General features: G+C 70.3%; 13 protein-coding genes and 1 pseudogene. 7 read left to right on the top strand and 7 right to left on the bottom strand.

The annotated features are described in order from the left end of the window. Together HF526_RS23240 and HF526_RS23235 are read right to left on the bottom strand one after the other, a co-directional pair. Positions 1 to 2732 (bottom strand): helix-turn-helix transcriptional regulator (locus tag HF526_RS23240; protein WP_169383677.1); only part of this gene is annotated, 2732 nt, incomplete at its 3' end. Positions 2733 to 2849: 117 nt separating this feature from the next. After that, the gene (locus HF526_RS23235; protein WP_169383676.1) at positions 2850 to 3572 is read right to left on the bottom strand and encodes a hypothetical protein; all 723 of its coding nucleotides are present in this window, start codon (positions 3570 to 3572) and stop codon (positions 2850 to 2852) included. Positions 3573 to 4422: 850 nt separating this feature from the next. Here HF526_RS23235 and HF526_RS23230 point away from each other — a divergent pair. From HF526_RS23230 to HF526_RS23220, 3 genes and pseudogenes are all read left to right on the top strand, one after another. Beyond that, entirely contained in the window at positions 4423 to 4620 is a 198-nt protein-coding gene (locus HF526_RS23230) for a hypothetical protein (protein ID WP_169379095.1), read from the top strand. 202 nt (positions 4621 to 4822) lie between these two features. Beyond that, a pseudogene (locus HF526_RS35640) lies at positions 4823 to 4945 on the top strand (cold-shock protein); the annotation flags it as partial. Positions 4946 to 5245: 300 nt separating this feature from the next. Beyond that, positions 5246 to 6355, top strand: a complete 1110-nt coding sequence (locus tag HF526_RS23220) for an NYN domain-containing protein (protein WP_169383675.1) — start codon at positions 5246 to 5248, stop codon at positions 6353 to 6355. Positions 6356 to 6768: 413 nt separating this feature from the next. Here HF526_RS23220 and HF526_RS34715 read toward each other — a convergent pair whose 3' ends face one another. Beyond that, positions 6769 to 7014, bottom strand: coding sequence for a PIN domain-containing protein (locus tag HF526_RS34715; RefSeq protein WP_239029043.1), 246 nt, complete (start codon positions 7012 to 7014; stop codon positions 6769 to 6771). 292 nt (positions 7015 to 7306) lie between these two features. Here HF526_RS34715 and HF526_RS23210 point away from each other — a divergent pair, with 292 nt between their 5' ends. The 3 genes from HF526_RS23210 (at position 7307) to HF526_RS23200 (ending at position 9529) form a co-directional block, all read left to right on the top strand. Further along, positions 7307 to 7939: a hypothetical protein gene (locus HF526_RS23210; protein ID WP_169383674.1), complete on the top strand. Its 633-nt coding sequence runs from the start codon at positions 7307 to 7309 to the stop codon at positions 7937 to 7939. A 215-nt stretch (positions 7940 to 8154) separates the two neighbouring features. Then, positions 8155 to 8652 (top strand): acyl-CoA thioesterase, encoded by a 498-nt coding sequence (locus HF526_RS23205; protein WP_169383673.1) that lies wholly within the window; start codon positions 8155 to 8157, stop codon positions 8650 to 8652. Between the two features lie 238 nt (positions 8653 to 8890). Next, positions 8891 to 9529 (top strand): TetR/AcrR family transcriptional regulator, encoded by a 639-nt coding sequence (locus HF526_RS23200; RefSeq protein WP_169383672.1) that lies wholly within the window; start codon positions 8891 to 8893, stop codon positions 9527 to 9529. Positions 9530 to 9632: 103 nt separating this feature from the next. Here HF526_RS23200 and HF526_RS23195 read toward each other — a convergent pair whose 3' ends face one another. Further along, complete coding sequence (locus HF526_RS23195) at positions 9633 to 11189, bottom strand: class I adenylate-forming enzyme family protein (protein ID WP_169383671.1); 1557 nt, start codon at positions 11187 to 11189, stop codon at positions 9633 to 9635. Positions 11190 to 11414: 225 nt separating this feature from the next. Between HF526_RS23195 and HF526_RS23190 the strand changes: the two genes are divergently transcribed. Continuing rightward, positions 11415 to 12419: a TIGR03617 family F420-dependent LLM class oxidoreductase gene (locus HF526_RS23190; RefSeq protein WP_169383670.1), complete on the top strand. Its 1005-nt coding sequence runs from the start codon at positions 11415 to 11417 to the stop codon at positions 12417 to 12419. Between the two features lie 13 nt (positions 12420 to 12432). On the opposite strand, the gene HF526_RS23185 is transcribed toward HF526_RS23190, so the two are convergent. From HF526_RS23185 to HF526_RS23175, 3 genes are read right to left on the bottom strand one after another with little or no spacing between them, the layout of a single operon-like run. Next, the gene (locus HF526_RS23185; protein ID WP_169383669.1) at positions 12433 to 13350 is read right to left on the bottom strand and encodes an LLM class flavin-dependent oxidoreductase; all 918 of its coding nucleotides are present in this window, start codon (positions 13348 to 13350) and stop codon (positions 12433 to 12435) included. Next, the gene (locus HF526_RS23180; RefSeq protein ID WP_169383668.1) at positions 13344 to 14114 is read right to left on the bottom strand and encodes an SDR family NAD(P)-dependent oxidoreductase; all 771 of its coding nucleotides are present in this window, start codon (positions 14112 to 14114) and stop codon (positions 13344 to 13346) included. The genes HF526_RS23185 and HF526_RS23180 overlap by 7 nt, the downstream gene beginning before the upstream one ends. Further along, the gene (locus HF526_RS23175) at positions 14111 to 14737 is read right to left on the bottom strand and encodes a TetR/AcrR family transcriptional regulator (RefSeq protein WP_169383667.1); all 627 of its coding nucleotides are present in this window, start codon (positions 14735 to 14737) and stop codon (positions 14111 to 14113) included. The genes HF526_RS23180 and HF526_RS23175 overlap by 4 nt, the downstream gene beginning before the upstream one ends. Positions 14738 to 14746: the final 9 nt, after the last annotated feature.

Genomic DNA, 14746 nt, shown 5'->3' with positions numbered 1-14746 from the left:
GCCCCACCCCCCTCGCCGGACAGCCGCCGTGAGAGCTCGACCCGGTTGGCGACGCCGAGCTTGCGGTAGATGCGCGTCAGGTTCGCCTCGACCGTCTTGGGCGAGACGAACAGCTGGTCCGCGATCTGGCGCGTGGTGTTCCCGGCCGCCGCCAGCTGCGCCACGCGCGCCTCGGTCTCGGTGAGCTCGGCGGGTCCGGCGCTGCGCACCCCGACCCGGCCCAGTTCGCGACGGGCCCGCACGGCGAGGGCCTCGGCGCCGAGGTCGTCGAAGATCCGCACGGCCTCGTCGAGGTGGTCCCGCGCCCCGGCCTTCTCCTTGAATCGCCTACGGACCTGACCCGCGGCGAGCAGCGCCCGCGCCCGGTCGTAGGGCAGCCCGGCTCGGTCGAGGCCCGCGACCGCCGCGTCGGCCGCGGCCGTGGCGGAGCCGACGTCCCCGCCTGCGGCGAAGACCAGCGCCCGCCCGCGGCGGCACGCCGCCAGCCCCGAGGTACGGCCCAGCAGCGCGGACCGCTGCTCCAGCGCGTCGAGGACGCCGGCCGCCCCGTCCAGATCGCCGAGCGCGACCAGCGCCTCGGCGTGGTCGGCCTGCCATCGCCGCAGGAACGGCTCGTGCAGGTCCGCCGCGGTGGCGCGCTCGGCGCAGCGGGTGAACCACGTGTCCGCCCCGCGCGCATCGCCCCCCGCCATGGCGAGGACGGCGCGCAATCCGGCGCCGCGGCACGCGGCCCAGTCGCTGCTGTACGGGCCCGCACCGCAGCCCAGCTCCTCCGCCGCCGCCTCGGCGATCCGCGATCGCCCCCGGTAGGCCGCCACCAGCCCGCGGACGAACCGCGCCTCGACGACGTCGCGCTCCCGCCCGATCGCGTGCGCCGCGTCCACGCCCTGCTCGGCGTGTCGTTCGGCCGCGTCCCACTCGCCGAGCCAGAGACAGGCCTGGGCGAGCTGGAGGTGGGCGAAACAGCGGGAAGTCGTGTCGACCGCGCGGCGGAGGAGGCCGGTGAGGATCGAGTGCGCCGCGGCGGTGTCGTCGTCGCGTGCGAGCAGCACCGCCCGCAGTGCCGCCGCGCTGTCGGCGGGCGGGACCGGCGCGTCGGCCTCGAGCGCGTCGGCTCGGGCCAGCAATTGCTCGTCCCGCTCGCCGTAGGCCAGCGACTCCGTCGCCACCACCGCCTTGACCGCCTCCGCCCGCAGGTGCGCGGACAGTCCGTGGTACTGGTCGGCGAGCTTCAGCGCGTGCCGGGCGTGGTCCGCCGCCGCCGGCGGGTCGTCGGGGCGGGCCCGGGCCAGCAGCACCTGCGCGGTGACCTGCACGTCGGGCTCGTCGGTGGCCGCGAGCGCCGCGGCGCAGTGCTGCGCGGCCCGGGCGGGGTGACGACGGTCGAGGTCCACCTCGGCCAGCACCAGGTGCGCACGGGCGGTCGAGGACGCGGACACGCCGCGGTCACGGACGGTCGCGGCGTAGCCGGCCGCTGCCGGGAGGTCCCCGGCGCGGGCCGCGGCGCGGGCCGCGGCGAGCAGGCGGGCCCAGCGATCCTCGTCGCCGGGCGGGGTGAGCTCGACGGCCAGCGCGAGCAGGCCGGACGCCCGGCCGGCCTCCGCCCCCTCGGCAGCGCGCGCGAGCTCCGCGGCCACCCGCGCGTCAGGCGCACGCTCCGCGTGGCCGAGGTGCCAGACGCGTGCCGCTCCTGCAGTGACGTCGGCGAGCCGTCGATGGAGGTCTCGGAGCCGTGAGCCGGGCAGCACCTCCCGTGCGACCGCACCGACCAGGGGCCGATCCAGCGTCACCCGGTCGCGGTCGATCCTGAGCAGCCCTGCATGCTCGGGGGGCTCGGCCGCAGCCAGCAGACCCGCGGCCTGCAGTTCGGTGGCCGAGGGAGGGAACGACAGGCCGGCCGCGACGAGAACCTCGATGCCCGCGACGGGCAGCGCGCGGATTCGCTCGGCCATCTCGTCGGCGACCCCTGCGGGAAGCACCGTCCGGGGCTCCGCTGTTCCGCCGTCGAGCGCACCGGCCACAGCGAGCGCGAGACCGGGGTTGCCGCCGGCCACCTCCACGGCCCGTCGCAGGTCAGCGGGAGGCAATGTGCGGCCGTGACCTTCCCAGGCGATCCGGTGGATCGTCGCGTCCGGCAGGGGCCCGAGGGCGAGCACGGCCGCGGTGTCGAGAACCGGGCGTGCCCCTTCCGCAACCGTCAGTACGAGCACGGCCCCGGCCGGGGGCAGGCGACGGGCGGCGAAGGCGAGCACCGCGGCCGTGGCGTCGTCTGTGTACTGCGCGTCGTCGATCGCGACGAGCACCGGAGCGCCGGCGGCGAGGTGGGCCAGTACGCCGATCAGCGCGATCCCGGCTTCGCGCACGCCGGGCCCCGCTTCCCCAGCCCGCCGCAGCAGGACCAGCTCGAGGGCATGCCGCTGCGGTTCCGGCAGGAACGCCAGGTCGTGCACGTCGGAGAGCAGGTCGCCGAGCACGGCGTGCGGCAGGCCCCGCTCTGCGCGGGTGGGCCGCGCCATCAGGACGTTGAACCCCTGCTCGCGCGCGGTCGCGACCACCGCGTCCAGCAGGCACGTCTTGCCGATCCCGCGCTCGCCCTCGACGCGGAGCACCCCACCCGCGGTGCGGGCACCGTGCAGGAGCGCGGTGAGCCGGGCGAGCTCCGCGTCGCGCCCGGTAATCGACGGCGACGACGACACGGCCGCGCGCAGACCGGTGGACCACCCCGCGGTCATCAGGCCTCCGTGGAGGATCGGCGACTCGTGCGTAGGAGGAATCGTCGCAAGCGCCCGAAACGTGACGTGTGCCGCAAAGGGCCGCAGCGAGCACGACCCGGTCATGCCGCTCAGGCGCTACGCGGGGTTTTCCCGGGCGTTGATGTGGGCGAGGCGAACCACACAATCCAGCAGCTGCCCGAAGCGCTCGGCCGTGGGCACCCGCCCGTGCCCCGCCTCGACCCGACATTCGAGCCAGCTGACGTTGGGCTGGCTGAAGCCCCGCGAGAAGTCGATCGGGGGCACGAATCTGACGTGCGGGAGCCAGCTGTGACTACCGTGCCCGAGGCGGGCGACCTCGTCGATCAGGCCGGCCCCGCGCAGGCGTTGCTCCAGTTGCGGGTCCGGCTCGGGCAGTCCGATGAACGCGCCCAGCGGCCCGGCGAAGATCGAGTCCGGGTCCAATGATGCGGTGAACACGAGTTGGTCCTCGGCGAACGGATTCAGGCTGACCCTCCGCCGTTGGCAGCTCCACGGCTGGCGTCCGTCCAGGCCGACACACCGGACGGTGAATTGGTCCACGGGATTCGACGGCCCGTGGTCGCCTACGCCTGTGGGCCTCGGGTCGGTCCTCTCGGGCCACGCCTCGATGTGGAAGCCCTGATAGAGGCCGCGTAGATGCAGCTTGCTGACGCCGGCGGTGCTGGTGAGCCGCCCGGTGTCCACCGTCGCACCCGTCAGAAGTGGAGCCAGCGCGGTCAGTCCGGTGTGGACCTGCGCCTTTCTGGCTCGCGGCCGGCCGACGCCGAAGTAGTACGCGGTCGCCACAATGGCGATCAAGCCCAGGGTTTCGACGATCACGAGGTCCTCCCACCCGACCCGAAGCAGGCCCGACAGCCGAACCGACGGTTCCACACAATCCGGAAAGTCTCGCAGCGTGAGGCCGAGACGTTACAAATCCGGCGGGTCCGGCTCCGGCCTTGCCTGAGCATCATCGACGGATGAGCCCCGACCGCATGCCACGCCGGGATGAATCGGCGCGCGTACGGCAGAGCGGTCAGGCTTCGTCGCCGGCCGGGTTCGGGCGCCGCCACCGTCGCAGCGCAGGGTGCGTCCCTGCGATCACCGCCACCGCCAGCACGCACGCCAGTGCCCCGCTGACCGCCGCCGCCGAGGCCGATCCAGGCCGGCGACCAGCCCGGCCCGCGCGTCGCCGAGTCCCGGCCCACCCGCACCGACCGCGTACTGCGCCGAGATGATTCGCCCGCGGAACCCGTCCGGCGTCTCCAACTGCACGAGCTGGTCACCGCGCCGGGCAGCAGCCCGGACGCCGCCCCAGCGACCGCGACTGCGGTGAGGAACAGCCCCAGCGTGTGCGGGTCGCCGCATCGCGCAGCACATCGGGGTGCTTCTTCGGTCCTGCCACAGAGACTCCACGGCCCGACGGCCATGATCACCGGTCTCCGGGCTACCCGGGGAAGCTCAATCCGCCGCTCGGCGCTGCCACGTCGGCGCTCCCAGAGGCCGCTCGCCGCTTCGTCCCGCCGCGGAGTTTGATCACAGGTACTCTGGTCGAGTCAGGTTGGGCGGGCATCGTTACCCAGTGGACGGCATGTGCCGTGCAGGTTGCCGCCTGGCGTTTGCCTCGCACGGTCCCGGGCCAGGTTCCACCACGCCTGACGACCGCCGCGGCCGGCCGGAGGAGAATCCCATGAGCTCGGCTCGACACGGAATCGACAACGACGGCAGGTCCAGCTGGTCCGACGCTCAAGCCGCCTATCAGAGCAGCTGCACGACCCAGAGCAGGCAGGCAGCACGCGTCGTCGCCGGCCGCGCCATCGATCTCGACGACTGCACCGAACTGCTGGCCATGCTCGGGCTCGACGCACGGACGGCCCGCTCAGCTTGATGCCCGCGGGTGCCCCGGTCGCGCCCGTGCATCTCGGCGAGACGGCTGGCCGCGCCCGGAGACAGTAGCCGGCCGCGGTGCGTGGCCGTCGGTGTGTGTTCGTGTACAGCCACGACGTGAAACGTTGTTGTGGGTGTCGGGAGTTTTCCTCCAGGCACGGGCGGAGAAGCCCCCGCCACGGACAGGCCCGGCTCGTCGCATCGGCGGCGCTGACCTTTTCGTGCACTTCTCGGAGATCCAGGGCGGCGGTTACCAGTCGCTCGAGGAGAACCAGCGTGTGCAGTTCGAGGTCGGTCAGGGCCAGAAGGGCCCGCAGGCCACCGCGTCTCCGTCATCTGATCCGACCCCGCATTCCCCGGGCGGTGTATCCACCCGGATCGAGGTCGACCAGCGGGCCCCGTTTCTGTCGAGCGGGGCCCGGTGGGCGGACCTCGCAGTGGAGCGCGGCCGGTTCGTGCCCGGACGTCAATGGGCACGGCAACGCATGTAGCCGGCCCCGGGCCAGCCGGCCGGACATGTCCGAGGACGTGCTCCCCCACCGCCGCAGCGCGGTGACCGGCCAACGGCGCCCACCGGGACCGGGCCTCTCGGCTGCGGGACACTCGGTTCCCAGGAGCATAGTGCAGTGACCAACGACGACGAGCGCATCGCGCTGTTCCTCGACTACGAGAACCTCGCCATCGGGGCCCGAGACGGGCTGGGGGTCTCGCCCTTCGACTTCGGCCCGATCGCCGACGCGCTCGCCGAGCGTGGCCGCGTGGTGTCCCGGCGCGCGTACGCCGACTGGTCGTACTTCGATGAGGACCGCAGGCTGCTGACCAGGGCGCAGGTCGAGCTGATCGAGATCCCGCAGCGCATGGGCGGCGCCCGGAAGAACGCGGCCGACGTCAAGATGGCCGTCGACGCCATCGAGCTCGCCTTCGAGCGCGGCTTCATCACGACCTTCGCCATCGCCACCGGCGACTCCGACTTCACCCCGCTCGTGCACAAGCTGCGCGAGCTGGACAAGCGGGTGATCGGCATCGGCGTCCAGTCCTCGACCTCGGCCCTGCTGCCGCCCGCCTGCGACGAGTTCCTCTTCTACGACCGCCTGCCCGGTGTCGAACCGACGCAGGTGGCCCGCCGTGGCCGCGGACGCGGACGACCCTCGACATCGCCCCCGCCCGAGCCGGCCGTGACGCCGCCCCCGGAGCCCGTCGAGGTGGTCCCGGCCGCCGCCGCCGAGGAGCCTGTCGCGACGAGCGAGGAGCTCGACGTCGCCCCGCTCGTGGCGCGCACGCTCGCCGGCCTGCAGCGCCACTCCGACGGGCCCGTACTGGCGTCCCGCCTCAAGCGCGCGATCCTGCGCAAGGACCCCACGTTCGACGAGGCCGACCACGGGTTCCGCGGCTTCGGGGAGCTGCTGCGCCAGCTCGAGAACCAAGGGGTCATCGAGCTGAGCCGGGGCAGTGCGCAAGGCGATCCGGAGGTGACGTTCCCGGAAGACGCCTCGGCCGACGACGACGCCTTCCGGCTGCTCGTCGACGTGGTCCGGCAGCTGCAGTCCACCGGATCACACCCCCAGCTCAGCGGGCTCAAGGACCAGCTGCGCAAGCGGTTGCCCACCTTCAGCGAGAAGCGCTACGGCTTCAACACCTTCCTGTCGTTCACCAAGGCCGCTCGCGCCCGCGACCTGATCGCGATGGAGTGGGACGACGAGACCGGCGACTACCTCCTGACCGTGCCCACGACATGAGAGGCCCTGCCTCAATAAGAGGTTCTTGAGTCGGCGCCAACACACGATGCTGCAGGCGCAGCGGCAGCAGCTGGGTGACGCCATGGCGGCTCTCGCCGGTCGGCGCCACCGCCAGCGGGACGCCACCGCCGTGGCCCGGTGGCCCGGGGAGCGACGGCGACGAGGGGTTCGCGGAGTGCAGCGGTCGCGAGAGCCAGGTTCATTCCCGGCCGCGATCGCGGGATCGGAGAGCGTGGACGAACCACGACCTGACGGCTCTCCGGCCCGTTGATCAGCCACCGTTCACCGTGATCACCCATCGTCCGTTTCCGCAGTTCAAGGCGATCAACGGCGATCAGCGAGCCATCCCGCAGTTCGCGGTGATCTGACGTAGTAGCGGGGATAAGCGTGGGGATTCCCGCGGGGACGACCCCTCACGGCAACAACGTCAGCGCAGGCACGTGCGCCGGGCGGACGACGGTGAAGTGCCGGCGATCCAGCGTCGCGACCTCGCTCACACCGAGGCGCTCCGCCGGCGCGACGACGGTCGCATCCGTGGTCCCCAACGGCAGATCGCCATAGGTCGTCACCAGTTCGGAGACTCGCCGATAATCCTCCTGACGGAGCTCGACGGGCTCGAAATCCCCATCCGCCAACGCCGTCAGGAACAGCGACTCCAACCGAGCGCCCGGCTCCCGCGCCAGCAGGTAACCACTTCGGCCACGACCGTCCCCGGCACCAGCAACCGACGACCGGCGAGGTGCAGACCTGCGAACAGCTCCACGCACTCGTGGTGACGATCGTCGCCGGCGAGCGCCGCGGCCACGATCGGGCCGGTATCGCAGAGGATCACGCCGGACGGCCGAAGCCCTCGCCCAGGATCTCCTCCGACCGCTCCGCCACATCGCTACGGCTGGCCCGGCCCGAACCGAAGAACGCCGGCGGCCACGACCGCTGCCGCGCCGCACTCCGATGCCGACGGACGTCGGCGAGCACGACCGGCACCTCGTCCTCCGGCAACCGCTCGACAAGCTCGCGCAGCTCATCCCGCTCCGCACTCACGGCCGCCAGAGTAACCATGACCTCAGCCGGGCGACCCGTACGACGCGGGTACCGCCGGCACCCGCCGATGGACGACGCGCACACCCGAGGGTCCACGGCGCCAACAACCACCGCGTTTACGCCGACTACGTCGTCCCGGCGGCCAACGAACTGTTCGCCCGCAACATCAGCACCCCGGCCAGCTTCTCCTATCGGACCGTCCTCCCCCATTTCGCAGTGTGGGGCTACGACGTCTCGGTCGATAGACCCAACGACGAGTTCCTCTCCCTCGGGGAGGCACGCGCGGACGGCAGATCGTTCGTACTGACCGGTACGGGAAGGGTCGTCCTCCAGACGCCGGCGGCCTTCGCTCCTGGCAGCAGGCACCAGGTCACCGCCACCGCGCAGGATGGCGGCGTGGTCGAACAGACGGTAACGGCCGGCCCCGGCGGCCAGCTCGAGATCACCATCGATCTGGGCGGCGACCAGCAGGTGGATCAGACCACGCTGACCGACGTGCTTGCGATCGGCGCTGTGCACTCCACGAGGGTCCAGATCGCGTAGGAAAGGCCGCCATCGGTCACATGCGAGTTGCCCTGGGTGCCCCGTCAAGCATCACGGACGGGGCACCCCGCGCACGCGACAAACCTGAGCTGGCACCATCAGACCCCGGGAAGATCCAACCGCGAATCGGTCTTTGACGTTACGGACGAAATTAGACCACGTGGTCGATACTCGTCCTTGACGTCGGTTGATGACCGAGTGTTAAGGTCGCGGACATGGACGGACGCGCCGCCGAGTACCTGGCCACGGCCCGTCGACGGGTCGCCATGGGCGACGTCGACGCGGCCGGAATTCTGTACTTCGCGGCACCGTACCGCTGGCTGGAGGAGCTCTTCACGGGCTGGCTGAAGGATGCCGGCCACCCGGTGAGTGCGATGCTCCGTAGCCAGGTGGCGTGTCCATGCGTCGCCTCGGCGGCGACCTACCTGGCTCCGCTCTCCCTTGACGATGAGATCACGCTCACGCTGCAGCCGTCGAGCATCGGCACCACCTCCTTCGCGGTGACCGCGGAGGCGCGGCGGGTGGACGACGGCGCAGTCGCGGTTCGAGCCACCGGCTGGCATGTCTGGGCAGCCTTCGACGGTCCGGATCACCCGAACATCTCCCCACAGGTACTGCCGGGGTGGCTGCAGAGCGAACTGACCTCGATCGAACTGACGCAGCCCTGCATCTCCGAGCGCTCGCGCGTGTCACCCGATGCCCAGCTAACCTGAGCTGTCTCGGTGGAACGCTCGTTGATGGCCCACCGGTCGGGCTCGTCGTCGCCCGCGATGTCGATCCGGGCGAACCAGGCCGGCCGGGACCTGGCTGTCGTCCGGATCACGGCGACGTGTGACGGTCCGCCGGCGAAGGTGTGACGGCAGGAATCAGGCACCAGAACCCACGCGGGCGGTCGCGGCGACCGTTTTCGTGAACTGGATGACAAGAGCGGTAGCAAGGAGGTCATCGGCGGTGACGGCAGAGGCGAGATCAGGGCCTGCCCCGAGCAGGGTTGCGCGTCGTCGCGATCGCAAGGTGGCCGACATTCTCTCTGCAGCTGCAGACGTCCTGTCCGAACGTGGTTTCCACGGCATGAGCTTGGACGAGGTTGCCGACCGGCTGGATCTGACCAAGGCCTCGCTCTACCACTACTTCCCGAGCAGGGAAGAGCTGGTCAGTGCCTGCTTGGAGACACTGGCGACCACGGCGAACGAACGACTGCGACAGACAGCCGGTGCGGTGTCCGGTACTGCCGCCGAGCGGCTCGGCATGTTGATCAGGGCTCAGCTGGACATGGTCGTGCGGGAGTACCCGCAGATGGCTCGGTTGTTCCTGCAGCCGCTGGATTGGCCGGAGCTGTACCGCCAGCGCAGCCGGGCGCTGCGGGTCGAGCACGATGAGATCTTCCGCTCGGTCGTGCGGGAGGGGATCCGGAGCGGAGAGTTCAACGTCGACGAGGACGTGGCCATGCACAACCTCTATGGCGCGATGAACAACGTGCCGGTGTGGTTCCGCGGCCGCCGCAAGAAGGATGTCGACGACATGGCCGCAAAGGTCGCCGACAACCTGCTCCGGTTGTTCCTTCCGCCGGCCTCATCGTCCTCCGCGTGATCTTCACTTCCCCGCAGAGCTGCGCTGTACGTGCCACGGTTGGGCCTCGAACTGCACACCGTCCGAAGCCCAATCTGGAAAGGTCCGCGAGAGCGACGAAGCGCTAGCCCACCTGGCGCTGCCGGCCCTGCCAGTAGGGCTCGCGCAGGGCGCGGCGGAAGACCTTGCCAACCGCGGTTTTGGGCACCTCGTCGACGATGTCCAGTGACAGTGGCTTCTTGTAGTTGGCCAAGCCGGTGGCCTTGCAGTGGGCCTGCAGGTCCTCCAGCGTCAGCCGTTCGCCGGGGTGCAGCGACACGCAGGCTTTGACCGCCTCTCCCCATTTCTCGTGGGGCACGCCGATGACGACGACCTCGTTCACCGCGGGATGTGCGGAGATGACGTCCTCGACCTCGCGCGGATAGACGTTGAGGCCGCCACTGATGATCATGTCGTTCTTGCGGTCGACGATCGTGACGTAGTCGTCCTCGTCACGGACCGCGAGATCGCCCATCCGGAACCACCCGTCGACGTAGGAGTTCGCGGTCGCCTCGGGTTGGTTCCAGTACCCGACTGAGACGGCGTCGCCGCGTACCCGCAGTTCGCCCATCTCTCCGCGCGGCATCTCGTGGCCGTCCTCATCGGCCACCCGAACGTCGAAGAACGGCGAGGGCCGACCGCACGATGCCAACCGGTCCGGGTGATTTTCGAGTGCATCGACGTGCTCGTCCGGGTAGAGGATGGTGTTGTAGATCGTGCCGCCCTCGGTGGATCCGTAGCCCTGCAGGAAGATCGGGCCGAAGATCTCCATCGCCTTGCGCAGCACCACCGGCGCGATCGGCGAGCCCGAGTAGTAGATGCAGCGCAGGCTGCTCAGGTCGCGGTTGGCGGCGTCCGGGTCGTGGGCGAGGGCGTTGATGATGGCAGGAGCGAGGATCGTGTGCGTGATCTGCTCGCGCTCGACGACGTCGAAGAACAGCTTCGGGTCGAAGTGGCCGAGCATCACCGAACGGGCGCCGCGGTAGAGCGCGGGGGCGGTCAGGATGCCGGACTGGTGCGAGAGCGGTCCGACGTGCAGCAGCGCGCAGTCCGGACCCATGTCCCCCATGATCGTGGCCAGGATGTTGCGATAGGTGGCCACCCAGTTGCGGTGCTGGTAGATCGCACCCTTGTAGTGCCCGGTCGTTCCCGAGGTGTGGAAGATCAGGTATGGCGTGTCCTCGCTCAGAGCTACGGGCTCGTACGGCGCAGAAGCACTGATCAGCTGTTCGTAGTCGCCGCTATCGGCGAGGCCGATGACCCGTGCCGGCGGCGCCTGGCCCGAATCGATGAGGTCCTGGATGACGGCGCTGAACTCCGGCCCGGTGACGACGACCTTGGGCGTGAGGTCGGTGAGCACCCAGGCGAACTCACGGGCGCCGTCGCGGGAGTTCAGCCGGCCCCGGACGGCGCCGATCATGGAGACCGCGTTGTCGAGCTCGACCCACTCGTTGCGGTTGTTCATCAGGGCGACGACCCGATCCCCCGGCGCCACTCCCAGATCGACTAGGGCCGTGGCGAGCCGACGGCTGCGGTCCCACATCTGCCGATAGGTCAGAGAGCCCGAGTCATCCACCAACGCGATGCGATCGGCGAACCTCCGGACTGCGGACTCGACGAATTCGTGCACCAGGTGAGCCATGCCTCTCCCTTCGAGAGGTGTGCCAGATGAGCGGGTTCCCGAGCCCGCGGGCGTGTCCAGAACGCTAGGGTCGTGCGCGGATTCAGTCAACTATAGAGTCAAAGTTCGTTCAGACAGATACTGTTTGACCCCAAGGTTGACCAAGGTCCACGGCGTCCCCAATGGAGCCTGGACCGAGGGGCGGAGCGGTCGGGTCTGCGGTGACGGACCTGGGAGGGCGGGAACATGAAGATCGACCATCAGGTGGACGCACCGCCGCAATGCGTGTCGGATCAGCTGCGCGAGGCGGAGGCCGCGGGCTATCACGGTGTCTGGCTGCTGGAGGCCGCCCACGACCCGTTCCTCAGCGTCGGGCTCGGCGCCCAGGTCACCTCTCGGGTCGAGATCGGCACCGGGATCGCGGTGGCCTTCGCACGTTCGCCGATGACGCTCGCGATCACCGCGAACGACCTGCGACTGGTCTCGCAGGGCAGGTTCCTGCTGGGTCTCGGATCGCAGATCAAGCCGCACATCACCCGCCGGTTCTCCATGCCCTGGTCCCACCCGGCCGCGCGCATGCGGGAGTACGTGCTCGCGGTCCGAGCAATCTGGAACTCCTGGCACGACGGCACCCCGCTGCAGTTCGAGGGCGAGTTCTACCGGCACACCTTGATGACACCGATGTTTGATCCGGGGCCGAATCCCTACGGAAACCCACCAATCCTGCTCGCCGGCGTCGGGGAGTCGATGACGGGGGTGGCCGGTGAGGTGGCTGACGGCTTCATCTGCCACGGCTTCACCACCGAGCGATATCTCCGCGAGGTCACGCTTCCGACGCTCGGGCAGGGGCGCCGGCGCGCTGGGCGGTCGATGGAGGGCTATGAGATCGCCGGCATGCCGTTCGTCGTCACCGGAACCACCGCCGAGGAATTCGCCGCGGCGAAGCAGTCCACGAAGGAGCAGATCGCGTTCTACGCCTCGACTCCGGCGTATCGGCCCGTGCTCGAAAGGCACGGCTGGGGTGAGCTGCAGAGCCAGCTGAACGTGATGTCGAAGGCGGGCCGCTGGAAGGAAATGGCAGATGTCATCGACGACGAGGTTCTGGAGGCGATCGCCGTCGTGGCGGAACCGGATGACGCCGCCGCCGAGATCAGGCGCCGGTACGGCGACGTGTTCACACGCATGAACCTGTACCTGAAAGCGCCGCTGCCGGCGGAGGCCCTGGAGTCGATCGTGGCGGCGCTGAGGTGATCAGACCGGGTGGTCAGGACCCATGGGCCGGTACTCCTGGACGCAGCCGGCGTACGACCTCCCCGATGAGGTCGTACTGCCGGCGATGATCAGCGGCCGCCGGGAACAACAGGAACTCGTCGACCCCGGCGGCGGCCAGTCCCGCGAGCCGCTCGGCCACCTGGTCCACGGAGCCGGTGGCGACGTAGCGCTCGACCTTCTCGTATGGGATCTGGTACTGGCCGGCGATGAACTCGGCCGGCTCGTTCCGTCCGCCCCCGACATGGACGAACACGAGCAACCCGGTCCGCGGCCGGGGCCGGCCCGCGACCTCGGCCAGCTCCCGCAACTGTTCGCTGGCCCGGCCGATCCTGCCCTCGTCGGCCCACATGCCCAGCCAACCGTCACCGAAACGGGCGGCTCGGCGCAATGCCTGGTCGCTGCGGCCCCCCACCCACAGCGGCGGCATGCCGCCACATGGGAGAAGAGCCGGTACGAACTCCTCATACGGGTCCGGGAGCTGGACCGACCGTCCGCGGAGCAAGTCCGGGAGCACGCGAAGGACCGCGTCGGTCCGTGCCCTGCGCTCGCGGAGCGGTACTCCGGCGGCCGCCCACTCCGCGGGGTTCTCCCCGCCGACCCCGACGCCGAGAACCAGGCGACCACCCGAGACGACCTGCAGGGAGCTGACCTGTTTCGCCGCCCAGGCCGGCGGGCGCAACGCGAGCAGCAGCACCCCGAAGCCCAACCGGACGCGCGTGGTGACGGCGGCGGCCGTGGCGAGCACGATGCTCGACTCGACGATCGGAGTGTGGAAGGCGAGGTGGTCGCCGGCCCACACCGCGTCCACGCCTACCGATTCCAGGTGCCGTGCCGCCGCCGCGATGTCGGCCGTGCCGTTGCCGGCCGGATCCGAGATCGGCAGCATGACTCCGATCTGTGGCGTCACCATCCCGCCGAGAGTCCCCCGTCGACGACGACGGTCTGACCGGTCAGGTAGGACGCCCCCGGTGACGCCAGCAGCAGCAGTGCACCGTCCATGTCGCTGGGCACTCCCCAGCGCCGGGCCGCGACACGCCTGAGCACCCGCTTGTCGAAGCGCGGATCTCGGCGGAGGTCCGCCACCATCTCGGTGTCCACCCATCCCGGACAGATCGTGTTCACCGTGACCCCGTGCGCGGCCCATTCGACGGCGAGGGAGCGCGTGAGACCGTTCAGACCGGCCTTCGAGGCGGCGTAGGGCGCCGCCCACGCTTCGCCGAGCAAGCCGAGGACGCTCCCGATGTTGACGACTCGTCCGTAGCCCCGTTCGAGCATTCCCGCCGCGAGAGCCCGCGTCAGAGTGAACACGCTGCGCAGGTTGAGGGTGAGGATGGCGTCCCAGTCGGCTGCCGCGAGCTCTACTGCGGGCGCCGGGCGCGACAGCCCGGCGTTGTTGACCAGAATGTCGGTGCCTCCCCACGCCGCGGTGATCTCGCCGGCCACCCGTTCGGCTGCGTCGTCCTGTGCGAGATCGGCGGTGATGACGAGAGGCTCGTTGTCCAGCGTCGCCGCGACGTCCCGGAGCTCCCTCTCGCTACGGGCCACCAATGCCACTTGCGCACCTGCCGCGTCGAGGGCCTGCGCGGCCCGCGCACCGATGCCGCGACTGGCCCCGGTAACGACGGCGCGCCGCCCGGCGAGTCCGAAGAGTTCGGTGAGCAGCGGCGCGCTCATGGCGCCGCCCGGAACAGCCGCAGCAGGTGCTCGGCCACTGTGGTGTACATCTGCTCGTAGTCCTTCTGGTGATTCGGTCGAAACCAGACCGGCACGTAGTTGACGGCACCGTGCAGGCAGAGCAATGCGATCCCCTCGTCCTCGACGGTGAATTCTCCGGTTGTGATCCCGTCCTGGATCACCGATCGGAAGATCTCGTCGTGCTGCAGGCGCAGGGCCTTGCTGTGCAGCCGGATCGGCTCGGGCCAGTCGAGCGGCTGCAGGAACAGCCGGGCCAGCTGCGGGTGCTCCCGGACGATGCAGTCCAGCTGCGCTTCGATGAGGGCGACGAGTCGGTCGCCAGCAGTCCCGGTCCCGTCCCGGGCCGCCTCGGCGAGCCGTTGGTTCACGAGTGTCCCGACCCGGCCCAGACAGGCGGTGACGAGCTCCTCCTTGCTCGCGAAGTAGTGGTAGAGCGAAGCCTTGGTGAGATCCAGGCGCTGAGCAATCTCGTCCAGGTTGGTCTCGTGGTAACCCCGCTCGGCCAGCACCTCGGCGGTGGCCGTGAGGATGTCGGAGATCCGGCGACGACGGCGCCGCGCGACCCTGCCCGGTGCCTCGCCGACCGGCTGTTCGGCGGCCACCGTCACCAG

This window comes from Pseudonocardia acidicola (assembly GCF_012911935.1).
GTDB classification, from domain to species: domain Bacteria; phylum Actinomycetota; class Actinomycetes; order Mycobacteriales; family Pseudonocardiaceae; genus Pseudonocardia; species Pseudonocardia acidicola.
This window is presented reverse-complemented; position numbering and strand designations above follow the sequence as displayed.

Excerpts from the sequence above, each read along its gene's own strand:
- HF526_RS23230 (WP_169379095.1), top strand. The coding sequence starts at position 4,423 with ATGAGCTCGGCTCGACACGGAATCGACAACGACGGCAGGTCCAGCTGG.
- HF526_RS23210 (WP_169383674.1), top strand. The coding sequence starts at position 7,307 with ATGCCGACGGACGTCGGCGAGCACGACCGGCACCTCGTCCTCCGGCAA.
- HF526_RS23205 (WP_169383673.1), top strand. The coding sequence starts at position 8,155 with ATGGACGGACGCGCCGCCGAGTACCTGGCCACGGCCCGTCGACGGGTC.
- HF526_RS23195 (WP_169383671.1), bottom strand. The coding sequence starts at position 11,189 with ATGGCTCACCTGGTGCACGAATTCGTCGAGTCCGCAGTCCGGAGGTTC.
- HF526_RS23190 (WP_169383670.1), top strand. The coding sequence starts at position 11,415 with ATGAAGATCGACCATCAGGTGGACGCACCGCCGCAATGCGTGTCGGAT.
- HF526_RS23185 (WP_169383669.1), bottom strand. The coding sequence starts at position 13,350 with ATGGTGACGCCACAGATCGGAGTCATGCTGCCGATCTCGGATCCGGCC.
- HF526_RS23180 (WP_169383668.1), bottom strand. The coding sequence starts at position 14,114 with ATGAGCGCGCCGCTGCTCACCGAACTCTTCGGACTCGCCGGGCGGCGC.